Origin of the sequence: Geodermatophilus nigrescens, from assembly GCF_900129495.1 — a bacterium.
GTDB lineage: Bacteria > Actinomycetota > Actinomycetes > Mycobacteriales > Geodermatophilaceae > Geodermatophilus > Geodermatophilus nigrescens.
On the sequence record NZ_FQVX01000005.1, the window covers coordinates 25,602 to 38,181 of the forward strand.

The 12,580-nt window shown below is 75.7% G+C and carries 10 protein-coding genes; 6 read left to right on the top strand and 4 right to left on the bottom strand.

The genetic code is table 11. The annotated features are described in order from the left end of the window. Positions 1–58: 58 nt before the first annotated feature. Both BUE37_RS20430 and BUE37_RS20435 read right to left on the bottom strand, forming a co-directional pair. Complete coding sequence (locus BUE37_RS20430) at positions 59–592, bottom strand: DinB family protein (RefSeq protein ID WP_175562949.1); 534 nt, start codon at positions 590–592, stop codon at positions 59–61. A gap of 80 nt (positions 593–672) precedes the next feature. Beyond that, the gene (locus BUE37_RS20435; protein WP_073422301.1) at positions 673–1,152 is read right to left on the bottom strand and encodes a GNAT family N-acetyltransferase; all 480 of its coding nucleotides are present in this window, start codon (positions 1,150–1,152) and stop codon (positions 673–675) included. 133 nt (positions 1,153–1,285) lie between these two features. Between BUE37_RS20435 and glnA the strand changes: the two genes are divergently transcribed. The 5 genes from glnA to BUE37_RS24640 all read left to right on the top strand — a co-directional run bounded on the left by glnA (position 1,286) and on the right by BUE37_RS24640 (position 8,174). Then, positions 1,286–2,626, top strand: a complete 1,341-nt coding sequence (gene glnA / locus BUE37_RS20440) for a type I glutamate--ammonia ligase (RefSeq protein WP_073422457.1) — start codon at positions 1,286–1,288, stop codon at positions 2,624–2,626. A gap of 329 nt (positions 2,627–2,955) precedes the next feature. After that, complete coding sequence (locus BUE37_RS20445; RefSeq protein WP_073422302.1) at positions 2,956–3,693, top strand: type 1 glutamine amidotransferase; 738 nt, start codon at positions 2,956–2,958, stop codon at positions 3,691–3,693. A gap of 1 nt (position 3,694) precedes the next feature. Further along, positions 3,695–6,790: a bifunctional [glutamine synthetase] adenylyltransferase/[glutamine synthetase]-adenylyl-L-tyrosine phosphorylase gene (locus tag BUE37_RS20450; RefSeq protein WP_073422303.1), complete on the top strand. Its 3,096-nt coding sequence runs from the start codon at positions 3,695–3,697 to the stop codon at positions 6,788–6,790. A gap of 120 nt (positions 6,791–6,910) precedes the next feature. Continuing rightward, entirely contained in the window at positions 6,911–7,720 is an 810-nt protein-coding gene (locus tag BUE37_RS20455) for an aquaporin (protein ID WP_073422304.1), read from the top strand. 43 nt (positions 7,721–7,763) lie between these two features. Further along, positions 7,764–8,174, top strand: coding sequence for a CDGSH iron-sulfur domain-containing protein (locus BUE37_RS24640; RefSeq protein ID WP_245794815.1), 411 nt, complete (start codon positions 7,764–7,766; stop codon positions 8,172–8,174). Between the two features lie 48 nt (positions 8,175–8,222). Here BUE37_RS24640 and BUE37_RS20465 read toward each other — a convergent pair whose 3' ends face one another. Both BUE37_RS20465 and BUE37_RS20470 read right to left on the bottom strand, forming a co-directional pair. Then, positions 8,223–9,779 carry a methyl-accepting chemotaxis protein gene (locus tag BUE37_RS20465; protein ID WP_073422305.1) on the bottom strand — a complete coding sequence of 519 codons (1,557 nt, stop codon included), beginning with the start codon at positions 9,777–9,779 and terminating at the stop codon, positions 8,223–8,225. Between the two features lie 114 nt (positions 9,780–9,893). Then, complete coding sequence (locus BUE37_RS20470; protein ID WP_073422306.1) at positions 9,894–10,904, bottom strand: iron-containing redox enzyme family protein; 1,011 nt, start codon at positions 10,902–10,904, stop codon at positions 9,894–9,896. Positions 10,905–11,065: 161 nt separating this feature from the next. On the opposite strand from BUE37_RS20470, the gene BUE37_RS20475 reads away from it, so the two are divergent. Beyond that, complete coding sequence (locus BUE37_RS20475) at positions 11,066–12,571, top strand: MFS transporter (protein WP_073422307.1); 1,506 nt, start codon at positions 11,066–11,068, stop codon at positions 12,569–12,571. Positions 12,572–12,580 lie beyond the last annotated feature (9 nt).

A 12,580-nucleotide genomic window follows, 5' to 3' on the forward strand; every position in this document is an offset into this window, starting at 1 on the left:
ACCGGCCAGACCGGGGACGGGGACCCGGACCCGCCCGCCGACCGAGCCCGGCGCCCGCTCAGCCGTCGACGAGCGCGGCCAGCTGCTCGGCGTGGTCGCGCTGGTGGCCCGGGAGGAAGGCCAGCAGGTCGGCGAGGGTGACCGGGCCGTCGACCTCGTGCACGCCGACGGCGCCGAGCCGGTCGGGCCTTACGGCCGCGACCGCCCGTCGCAGCTCCGCCTGGGCGGCGGCCAGCTCGGTCAGCAGCACCGCGGGCGGGGTGGCGCGGTAGCCGGCGACGCGCGCGGGCTCGTCGGGGACGAAGTCGGGCAGCGCCGGGCTGTCCTCCGTGCCGATCCGCCGGATGCGGGCGGTGAAGACCCGGGCGCTGTCGCGCAGGTGGCCGGCGACCTCGTGCGGCGTCCAGTCCAGCTCGGTCGCGTAGGCGGGGAAGTGCCCGAGACCGACCAGGCGGTCGCGCGCCTCCGGGGACAGCTGCAGGGGACGCCCGCCGGCCCGCCCGAGGAGGGCGGACACCCGGTCCTGCTGCGCGGCCAGCGCGGTCGCGGCGGTGGTCACGGGATCGGCCGGGCGGGCCTGCGTCGTCGTCACGGTGGACAGGCTCGCCGACCGCGGGCCGGGACCACCAGCGTCCCGGCGGCCGCCGTCCGCCGGATTCCTGCCAGCCGAGGTCAGTCGCCCAGCACCACGCGCTGGGCCTCCGGCGGCCACCAGGCGACGATCTTCGGCCACAGCCGCGCTCCCAGGCGCCGGTACAGGCGCTGCGCAGCGGTGTTGTCCACACGCACCTCCCACCGGACGACGAGGTCCTCGGCGGTGGCCAGCCGGGCCAGCTCGGTCATGAGGAACCGGCCGACGCCGGCGTCGCGGTGCCCGTCGCGGACGAAGAGGTCGTCGAGGGCGAGGACGTCGGTACCGAGCCAGAGGTGCAGCCGGCGGACGGCGGAGACGTAGCCGACCGGCTCGCCGGCGCGCTCGGCGAGCAGCACCAGCACGTCGGGCCGGTCGAGCATCGCCGCCCAGGTGCCGGCCGTGCTCCGGACGTCGGACACGTCGCCCTCGTGGGCGGCGATCTCGCGGACGAGGGCCAGCACGACGCCGGCGTCACCGGGCCCGGCGCGGCGGGCGGTCAGGGGCGGGTCGTCGGTCACGGGTACTCCTGGTCGGTACGGCGGGGCGCGGACGTGTCCCCGGCGGGGCGGCCGTGTGCGAGCGGCCCGGACCGGGCAGGCTGTGTGCGGCGACGTCACACCCTGGAAACGAGCGGACCTGATCATGGCCAGCATGGACCGACAGCAGGAGTTCGTCCTGCGCACCCTCGAGGAACGCGACATCCGCTTCGTGCGGCTGTGGTTCACCGACGTCTCGGGCTACCTCAAGGCCGTGGCGGTGGCGCCGGCCGAGATCGAGGCCGCCTTCGCCGAGGGCATCGGGTTCGACGGCTCGGCGATCGAGGGCTTCGCGCGCGTCTACGAGTCGGACATGCTCGCCAAGCCCGACCCGGGCACCTTCCAGGTGATGCCGGCGACCAAGGGCGGCGCCAGCGACACCGCGCGGATGTTCTGCGACATCACGCTGCCCGACGGGTCGCCGTCGTGGGCCGACCCGCGGCACGTGCTGCGGCGGGCGCTGTCGAAGGCCGCCGACATGGGCTTCACCTTCTACACCCACCCCGAGGTCGAGTTCTTCCTGCTCGAGGACCTGCCCACCGACGGCGGCGCCCCGAGGCCCGCCGACAACGGCGGCTACTTCGACCTGTCCACGCACAACGTGGCGCACGACTTCCGGCGCGAGGCGGTCTTCGCGCTGGAGGCCATGGGCATCTCGGTGGAGTTCAGCCACCACGAGGTCGCGCCGGGCCAGCAGGAGATCGACCTGCGCTACGCCGACGCCCTGTCGATGGCCGACAACGTCATGACGCTGCGGCACGTCGTCCGGGAGGTGGCGCTCGCCCAGGGCGTTTACGCGACCTTCATGCCCAAGCCGTTCACCGACCTGGCCGGATCGGCGATGCACACCCACGTGTCGCTGTTCGAGGGCGACCGCAACGCCTTCCACGACCCGTCGGACCCGATCAAGCTCTCGGCCACCGGGCGCCAGTTCATCGCCGGGCTGCTCACCCACGCGCGCGAGTTCACCGCCGTCACCAACCAGACGGTCAACTCCTACCGGCGGCTGCTGGCCGGCACCGAGGCGCCGACGGCGGCCACCTGGGGCCGGGCCAACCGCTCGGCGCTGGTGCGGCTGCCGTCGTACAAGCCGTCGAAGGCGCAGTCGGCGCGGGTGGAGGTCCGCTCGCCGGACTCCGCGTGCAACCCGTACCTGACCTTCGCCGTCCTGCTCGCCGCCGGGCTGCGCGGGATCGAGAAGGGCTACGAGCTGCCGCCGGAGGCCGAGGACGACGTCTGGTCGCTCACCGACACCGAGCGCCGCGCCGCCGGCTACGAGGACCTGCCGGTGTCCCTCGGCGAGGCGCTGACGGCGATGCAGGGCAGCGAGCTGGTCGCGGAGACCCTCGGCGAGCACGTGTTCGAGTTCTTCCTCCGCAACAAGTGGGAGGAGTTCAACTCCTACCGCCAGAACGTGACGCCCTTCGAGCTGAAGCGCTACCTCCCCGGCCTGTAGCGGCCGACAGCGCTCCGCTCCTGGGGTGTTCTTCGTGCTCCTGCGGTGCTGCAGGACCGCAAGAGCACGTAAAGCGCCCCGAGAGTGCGGGCCGGTGAGGGCCAAGAGCGCGACAAAGGCCCTTCCGGCGGACCCGGCCGCGGGCACGTGCCGCCTCTCGCCCGCGGAAGGCCGCTCGGAGCCGCAACTGCCCGCGTTCCTCGTGGACTGCCGGTGCTGCAGGACCGGCAGTCCACGAGGAACGCCCGCAACGGCGGAGGCGGGCCGCGCCGGGCGGGCAGGGAGGCGGCTGACGGGCCGGGGGACGGCGGCGCACTAACCTCGGCGTCGTGCCGGAGACCGCCGCCCGCCTGCTCGTCGTCGTCCCGAGCGACACCGCGCCGCCCGCCCGGCTGGGGGAGTGGCTGCGCGCCGCCGGCCTCGAGCTCGACGAGCGGCACCTCGGGGCCGGCGACGCCCTGCCCGCGGACCTGTCGGAGCACGACGGCCTGCTGGTGATGGGCGGCCCGCAGTCGAGCGTCGACGACGCCGCCACCGAGCTCGAGCCCGTGCGGGACCTGCTGCGCCGCGCCATCGCCACCGATGCGCCGGCGCTGGGCGTCTGCCTCGGCGCGCAGCTCATGGCGCAGGCCGGCGGCGGACGGGTGCGGGTCGGCGTCGACGGCCCGGAGGTGGGCGCCGGGCTGGTCGCCAAGCGCGACGCCGCCGAGACCGACCCGCTGTTCGGCCCGGTGCCGCTGAGCCCCGACGTCGTCCAGTGGCACCACGACGAGATCTCCGAGCTGCCGCCCGGCGCCACCCTGCTCGCCGCCGGCGTGCGCTACCCGCACCAGGCCTTCCGCGTGGGCCGCGCCTGCTACGCGCTGCAGTTCCACGTCGAGACGACGCCGGAGATCGTCCGCGCGTGGGCCGACGGCGACCCGGTGGGCGTGGCCGCCACCCCGTTCGACGCCGCGGAGATCGCCGAGCGCGCCGCCGCGGTGCACCCCGACGTCGAGGCGGTCTGGGCGCCGTTCGCCGCCCGCTTCGCCGACCTGGTCCGCGCGGCCCGCGGCGCCACCGTCTGACGTGACCGCCTCCCGGGAGGTGCCGCGCCGCGCGGTGGTGCGGCTGGCCCGCTTCGGCTTCGACGACGGCGAGAAGGCGGCGCTGCTCCTGTCGGACCCGGCGCTGGGCCTGTGGGACCTCGACCGCAACGAGCCCGCCGACCCCGAGGCCGGCCCGGTCGTCTCGGCTCTGGCCCGGGCCGGCGACCCCGACCTCGCCGTCCGGTCGCTGTCGCGGCTGGTCGAGGCCCTCGACGCCGCCGACGACAGCGGCGGCGCCGCCGCCGGCCTGCTCGCCCGACTCCGCGGGTCCGGCGCCCTGCGCAGCCGGCTGCTCTCGCTGCTCGGCGCCAGCGCCGGCCTCGCCGACCACCTCGCCGCCCACCCCGCCGACTGGGCCGTCCTCGACGACGCCGACCACGGCCCCGTCCGCCCGGCCGCCTACGCGATCGAGCGGGACATGCTGGCCGCCGTCGGCGCCGACCCCGACGACCCGCCGTGGGGCGTGCGCCTCGGGAAGGCGGCGCCCGACGCCTCGCCGCAGCGGGTCGCGGCGCTGCGCGCGGCCTACCGCCGCGCCGTCCTCTCCCTCGCCGGGCGCGACCTGGGCGAGGGGCTGCCCGCCGAGGACGTCGCCGCCGAGCTCGCCGACATCGCCGCCGCGGTGCTCACCGCCGGCCTCGCGCTCGCCGTCGCCGAGCAGCCCGCCAGCGCCGCGGCTTGCCGGCTGGCGGTCATCGCGCTCGGCAAGACCGGCGGGCGGGAGCTCAACTACGTCAGCGACGTCGACGTCGTGTTCGTCGCCGAGCCGGTCGACCCCAGCGACCCCGAGGCCCCCGCCGTGCAGAGCGCCACCCGGGTGGCCGCCGCGCTCATGCGCATCTGCCACGAGGCGGCCTGGGAGGTCGACGCCGCGCTGCGTCCGGAGGGCAAGGCCGGGGCGCTGGTGCGGACGCTGGCCAACCACGTCGCCTACTACCGGCAGTGGGCGAGCACCTGGGAGTTCCAGGCGCTGCTCAAGATGCGCCCGGTCGCGGGCGACCCCGACCTCGGCCGCGCCTACGTCGACGAGCTGTTCCCCATGGTCTGGCAGGCCGGCGAGCGCCCCGGGTTCGTCGCCGACGTGCAGGCGATGCGCCGGCGGGTGGAGGACAACATCCCGCCCGCGCAGGCCGACCGGGAGATCAAGCTCGGCCGGGGCGGCCTGCGCGACGTCGAGTTCGCCGTCCAGCTGCTGCAGATGGTGCACGGCCGGGTCGACGTGCGGCTGCGGGTGGGCGGCACGCTGCCCGCCCTGCACGCGCTGCGCGCCGGCGGCTACGTGGGCCGCGACGACGCCGACACGCTCATCGCCTCCTACCGGTTCCTGCGCACCGTCGAGCACCGGCTGCAGCTGCTGAAGCTGCGGCGCACCCACCTGCTGCCCACCGACGAGCAGCAGCTGCGCTGGCTGGCCCGCTCGCTCGGCTACAAGCCCGACGCCCGCGGCACCGCCGTCGACGTGCTGCGCGCGGAGATGGCGCTGCACACCCGCGAGGTGCGGCGGCTGCACGAGAAGCTCTTCTACCGGCCGCTGCTGTCGGCGGTCGCCAAGGTGCCCGCCGAGGCCGCGCAGCTGGGCAGCGGGGCCGCCGGCGACTGGCTGCGCGCGCTCGGCTTCGCCGACCCCCAGGGGGCGCTGCGGCACATGGCCGCGCTCACCGGCGGACTGTCGCGGTCGGCGTCGATGCAGCGCTACCTCCTCCCCGTGGTGCTGCAGACCCTCGCCGACTGCGCCGACCCCGACGCCGGGCTGCTCGCCTACCGGCAGGTGAGCGAGGCGCTGGGCGACGACCAGTGGTACCTGCGGCTGCTGCGCGACGAGGGGTCGGTGGCCGAGCGGCTGGCCCGGTTGCTCGGGTCCAGCCAGTACGTGGCCGCGCTGCTCACCCGCACGCCCGAGGCGATGCGGATCCTCGCCGACGACGACGAGCTCGAGCCGCGCGGCGTCGAGACGCTGGCCCGCGCCTGGCGGCAGGCGGCCGGGCGCGCGCCCGACCCGCAGGCCGGCATCCGGGTGCTGCGCGGCCTGCGCCGCCAGGAGCTGCTGCGCATCGCCTCGGCCGACCTGCTGGGGCGCCTCGACGTCGTCCGGGTGGGGGAGGCGCTCACCGCGGTCGCCGTCGCCACGCTGCAGGTGGGCCTCGACACCGCCGTCCGCGCCTGGGCGCGCGAGACCGGCACCGACCCCGCCGACGTGCCCATGGAGCTCGCCGTCATCGGCATGGGCCGGCTCGGCGGCGGCGAGATGGGCTACGGGTCCGACGCCGACGTGCTCTTCGTGCACCGGGCGCGGCCGGGCGCCGCGGAGCCGCGGGCGACGCAGGCGGCCAACGCCGTCGCGCACACGCTGCGCCGGCTGCTCGGCGAGCCCGCGCCCGACCCCGCCTTCGAGGTCGACGCCGACCTGCGCCCCGAGGGCCGCCAGGGCGCGCTGGTGCGCAGCCTCGACGCGTTCCGCGAGTACTACGAGCGCTGGGTGTCGGTGTGGGAGGTGCAGGCGCTGCTGCGCGCCACCCCCGTCGCCGGCAGCGCCGAGCTGGGGGAGGCGTTCGTCGAGCTGGTCGACCCGCTGCGCTACCCGGCCGAGGGGCTCACCGACGCGCAGGTCGCCGAGATCCGCCGGATCAAGGCCCGCGTGGAGCGCGAGCGGCTGCCCCGCGGCGCCGACCCGGCCACGCACACCAAGCTCGGCCGCGGCGGGCTGGCCGACGTCGAGTGGACGGTCCAGCTGCTGCAGCTGCAGCACGCGGCCCGGGTGCCCGAGCTGCGGCAGGCCTCCACGGTCGGCGCGCTGGCCGGGCTCGCCGCGCACGACCTGCTGAGCGGCGAGCAGGCCGACGCCCTGCGCGAGGCGTGGGAGCTGGCCAGCCGGGCGCGCAACGCCGTCTTCCTGGTGCGCGGGCGGCCCAGCGACCAGCTGCCCCGCCCCGGGCTGGAACTTGCCGGCGTCGCGCGGGCCAGCGGCGCCGGTCCCGACGTCGACCCCGGGCAGTTCCTCGACGAGTACCGGCGCACCACCCGGCACGCGCGGACCGTCGTCGAACAGGTCTTCTACGGACAGGCGCCCGGCGCCTGACACGCCGGGCGCCCCTGGCGCGCCGTGCGCGGGCGCTGGCAGCCTGTCCCCGGCCCGCAGTGCAGCCGGCATCCGGTCCGGCGCGGGGGAGTGGCTGCGGACGTTCCCCGTGGAGTCCTCGTGTCCCCGACGCTCTCCCGCCAGGTCCTGGCGGAGTTCCTCGGCACCGCGCTGCTCGTCGTCGTCGCGGTCGGGTCGGCCGTGGCCGGCCTCGACGTGCTCGGCCCGACGGGCGTGGCGCTCGCCTTCGGGTTCGTGCTGCTCGCCCTCGCCTACGCCATCGGCCCCGTCTCCGGGTGCCACGTCAACCCCGCCGTCACCCTCGGCGTGCTGCTCTCCCGCGGCATGACCGCCGCCGAGGCGGTCGCCTACTGGATCGCCCAGGTGGCCGGCGCCGTGGCCGGCGCCGCGCTGCTGTGGCTGCTCACCGGCGACGTCGGCGGGGTGACCGACCAGACCGGGGCGCTGGGCGCCAACGACTGGGGCGACACCGTCACGGCCGGCGGCGCGTTCGTCGTCGAGGCGGTGCTCACCTTCGTCCTCGTCCTGGTCGTCCTGCTGGTCACCGCCCGGTCGGCGGCCCCCGGTTTCGCCGGGCTGGCCATCGGCCTGACGCTCACCGCGGTGCACCTGGTGGCGATCCCGCTCACCGGCACGTCGGTCAACCCCGCGCGGTCGATCGGTCCGGCGCTGTTCGCCGGCGGCGACCCGCTCGCGCACGTGTGGTTGTTCGTGCTCGCGCCGCTGGTCGGCGCCGTGGTGGCGGTGGCCGCCGCGCGCGTCCTGTCCGGGCCGGCTCCCGTCCTCGCCGATGGGACAGCCGACGGGACCGCCGCGCCGGCGGCCGCTGACGCCACCGGCGCGGACGTGCCGTCCGCTGCCGGGCAGCGCACCCCCGGGCGGGAGGACGCCGGGCGCCGGCCCGTCTGACCCGCCGGGTGTGCCGCCCGGCCGGGCGGGGCACGCTGGGGACGTGAGCTCAGCCCTGCCCGCCGACCCGCCCGACGACGCCGACCGGCCCGACGACGCCGCTGCCGGCGCCACCATCACGCCCTACCGCGACGGGCCGCTGATCGTGCGCGGCGACTTCCGGCTGGTCGACCAGGACGGCACCGAGATCGACCCGGGCCGGAAGACCGTGGCGTTGTGCCGGTGCGGGAAGTCGGGCATCAAGCCGTTCTGCGACGGCACGCACAAGCGCTCGGGCTTCTCCGCGCCCAGCGCCCCGAGCCGGCCGCGGCCCGCGGCGGCGATCCTGCGGGAGCGACACCGGCAGGACCCGGCCGGGGTGTACGGCCAGGACCCGGCCGGGGTGTACGGCCAGGACCCGGCCGGGGCGCACGGCCAGGACCCGGCCGGGGCGCACGCCCCGGACCCGGCCTGAGTGCGGCGGCGCGGACCGGCCCCCGTGCCCGGTCCGCGCCGCCCGCGCTCAGTGGGCCTGGATGGAGCGCGCCATCCGGACCTGCTCCTCGAGCACGTCGTTGATCCGCGCCTGCACCGCGTCGAGGCGGCCGATCACGTCGCTGGTGGCGTGGATGCCGGCGGTGACCTGCTCGCTGCTGGCCTGGATGCCAGCGATCTGGTCCGACACCTGCTGGGTGGCCGCGGCGGTCTCGCGGGCCAGGTCCTTGACCTCGCTGGCCACCACGGCGAAGCCGCGGCCGAGCTCGCCGGCGCGGGCGGCCTCGATGGTGGCGTTCAGCGCGAGCAGGTTGGTCTGGTCGGCGATGCCGGAGATGATCCGGATGACCTCGCCGATGGACGTCGACGCCTCGGTGAGGGTGGCCACCTCGGTGGTCATCGTGGAGGCCTGGGCGACGGCGCTGGTGGCCACCTCGCCGGCGGCCGCGGCGGCCTCGCGCAGCCGGTCGACGCTCTCGAGCAGCTCCTGCGAGCGGCGGGCGTCGGCCTCCGAGCGGCGTAGCGTGTCCAGCCGCTGGCTGACCAGCTGCTGCACGTTGCGCAGCGCGTCGAGCCGCGACTCGGACAGCTCGATGGTCTCGGTGACGAAGAAGTCCATGGTGCCGATGACCCGGCCGCCCACGGTGATGGGGAAGCAGACGCCGGACTTCACGCCGGCGCGCTGCGCGGCCGGCCGGCGCACGCAGTCGGTGACCTCGGCGAGGTCGCGCACGAACACCAGCTCGCGCCGCTTCCACGCCCGCCCCGACAGGCCCACGCCCTCGGCGAAGCTGGCGGCGAGGGTGACCTTGCGGAACTCCTCGCCGGCCGAGCCGGACTCGGTCGAGAAGCGCAGCACGCCCTCGGCCTCGTCGAGCGCCCAGAACGAGCCGTACGCCCAGCCGAAGGCGGTGCGCACCGTGTCCAGCGCGCTGCGCAGCGCGCTCTGCTCGTCCCGGGCCGCGCCGATCTCGGTGACCACGGTGGTGACGGCGACCCGGTCGTCGAGGGTCTCCTTGAGCGCGGAGGTGGCGAGGGCGGCCTTCCGGGCGTGCGACAGCAGCCGGGCGATGGCCCGCCACTTCTCCCTGCGGACGCCGAAGAAGGGCAGCGGCGTGGCGCTGTGGAACTCCAGGACCGCGGTGACCACGCCGTCGTCGACGGCGGGGGAGAAGGTGCCCTCCCGCGCGCCGGCCGCCCAGGCCGTCTCCCACCGGATGCACTGCCCGCGCCCGGCGGGGGCCTCGGTCATGTGCACCGGCTTGCGCTCGCGCAGCGCACGCCCGCCCATGCCGGCGGCCTCGGTGAGCCGGCCGTCACGCGGCCAGGCGGCGGACATGGTCCGGGTGAGCGGCCCGCCCTCCCAGGCCAGGACGAACGCGCCCGTGCCGTCGGGCAGCCAGACGGCGCCGTAGCCGAGGTCGCAGGTCTCCACGATGGTCCGGGCGACGGCGACGTGCGCGTCGAGGACCGTGGAGACGCCGTCGTCGAGGGCCTCGACGACCCGCTCCAGCGTCTCGACGTCACGCGGCATCGGCTGGGCCGCGGGCTGGCCGGCCGGTGCCGGGTCGGTACGCCGCCACATGGGGTCCTCCGGGGATCAGGGGACCGGGGGAGCGGGTCCCCACCGGTCCGTGCGCCCAGAGGATCGGCAGCGCCCGACTGAAGTCCAGCCGGGTGACCTCCTCGACACGGGACCTCAGGCGGCGAGCGCGGCCTCCCCGCGCAGGGCCGACCGGCCGGCCTCCCAGGCGCCGAGCAGGTGGCCGGCCGCCAGCCCGTCGAGGGCCAGCGAGCACGCCGCGCCGAACAGCACGTCGGCGGTGAGTGACGGGTCCTCCGCCACCAGCGAGCCGCACATGTCGACCGAGGCGATCTGCTCGTGGACGGCGTCGGCCTCGACGTGCTCGTCGTAGAAGACGGTCGTGTGCTCGTCGTGGCCGAGGCGGCGCAGGCCGGAGGAGTAGCGGCGGCTGGGCTCCGAGGAGGTCATCTCCACGCAGGCGAGGTGGCCGAGCGCCGCGCCCCGCCAGCGCCGGTGCAGGCCGAACAGCGACATGGTGTTGACCGCCGTGAAGGCCACGGCGGGCGCGACGTCCCACAGGGCGCCGTAGCCGGCATCGAGGCCGAGGTCGCGCATCATCCCGGCGAACAGCTCGCTGTGCATGCGCTCGGGCGACCCGCCGCCGTACTCGTCGGCCTGGATCTCCACCATCGCGGCCTTGGCCCGGCCGCCGAGGCGCGGGATGGCGAAGGTGTGCGGGTCGCCCTCCTTGAGGTGGTAGACCGACCGCAGGGTGAGGTACTCGCGCCACTGCTCCTCGGTGCCGCTGCGCGCCATGTACCGCGACAGCGAGGGGCCGTCGTCGGCGGCGATGAGCGCGGCCAGCTGCTCGTCGACCGGTTCGCCGGTCGCGGTCACCGGACCGGTCAGCGCGCGCAGTGCCGCGAGGTGCGCGCGCTCGAGGCGGGCGCGCAGGCCGAGCAGGTCGGGGTCCCACTCGAGGGCGTCGTCGACGTCGTCGAAGCCGCGGTAGTGCAGCTCGTAGCAGACCGCCAGCGCCAGCTGCAGGTCGTCGTCGTGCAGCGGGTCGGCCGACTCCTCCGCGGTGCGGCGGGCGAGCTCGACGGTGGCGGCGGAGACCTCACCGGCGAGCAGGTCGTCGCGCAGGGCGGCGGTCAGCAGGCCCCGGGGCTGGGGAAGGCGCATGCCCCGCCCATGCCCAGCCCGCGTGGCTTCGATGCACCGCGCGCGATGGGATGCCGCACAGGAGGAGCGGCGTCACCCGGACGGGGCTCTGGGAGGTTGGTTGCGTCAACCGATCGTCAACGGGGTAGAGCGCGCTCCGGTTCCCGAACTGGAGGTGCTCGATGACGAGCCTGTCGAAGCCGGCGGAGGCGCCCGGCGCGATCCGCAGCCTCATCCCGGCGCGGATCGACCGGTTGCCCTGGTCGCCGTTCCACACCCGCATGGTGGCCGCGCTGGGGACCGCCTGGATCCTCGACGGGCTGGAGATCACCGTCGCCGGCGCCGTCGTCGACCGCCTCACCGAGCCCGAGACCCTCGGGCTGTCGGGTACCGAGGTCGGCCTCATCGCGACCGTCTACCTGCTCGGCGAGGTCGTCGGCGCCCTCTGGTTCGGCCGGCTGTCGGACAAGCTCGGCCGCCGCAAGCTGTTCATGATCACCCTCGCCGTCTACCTCGTCGGGAGCGGCCTGACCGCGCTCACGCTCGGCAACGGGCCCGGCTGGGTGGCCTTCCTCTACGTCACCCGGTTCATCGCCGGCATGGGCATCGGCGGCGAGTACGCCGCGATCCACTCCGCCATCGACGAGCTCATCCCGGCGAAGTACCGCGGGCGGGTCGACATCATGGTGAGCGGCACCTACTGGGCCGGCGCCGTCCTCGGCACGCTCGGCACCTTCATCCTGCTCAACGCCCTGGAGCCCAGCACCGGCTGGCGCATCGCCTTCCTCATCGGCCCGGTCCTGGGCCTGGTGATCCTGCTGGTCCGGCGGCACCTGCCGGAGAGCCCCCGCTGGCAGGTCATGCACGGCCGGGAGGCCGAGGCCGAGGAGACCATCGCCTACATCGAGCACGAGGTGGAGCACGGCGGCCGGTCGCTGCCGGCGGTCGACGAGAGCCGCGCGATCGAGTTGAAGCCGACGCCGGACATCGGCTACGCCGCGCTCACCCGCGTGCTGTTCCGCGAGTACCCGGCCCGCGCCGTCTACGGCGCGACGCTGATGGTCACCCAGTCGTTCCTCTACAACGCGATCTTCTTCACCTACGTCCTGGTGCTCGGCACGTACTACGACGTCGACTCCGGGGACGCGCCGCTGTTCCTCATCGCCTTCGCGGTGGGCAACCTGGCCGGGCCGTTCGTGCTCGGGCACCTGTTCGACACCGTCGGCCGCAAGAAGATGATCGCCGGCTCGTACGTGCTCTCCGGCATCCTGCTGGCGGTCACGGCGGGGCTGTTCCAGGCCGGCGTGCTCAACGCCTACACCCAGACGATCGCCTGGTCGGTCATCTTCTTCTTCGCCTCGGCCGGCGCGAGCTCGGCCTACCTGACGGTCAGCGAGATCTTCCCGATGGAGGTCCGGGCCAAGGCGATCGCCGTCTTCTTCGCCATCGCGCAGTGCTTCGGCGCGCTCGGCCCGGTCGTCTACGGCTCGCTGATCGGCGACGGCTCCCAGCCGATCCGGCTGTTCTGGGGCTACATGCTGGGCGCCGCGGTGATGGTGGTCGGCGGCGTGGTGGCCGCGGTGCTCGGCATCGACGCGGAGGGCAAGTCGCTGGAGGACGTCGCCACGCCGTTCGCCGCCCGCCGTCCCGCCACCCGCGCGGAGGGTGCGGCCCGGCCGCGGGGCTGACCGCGCGGC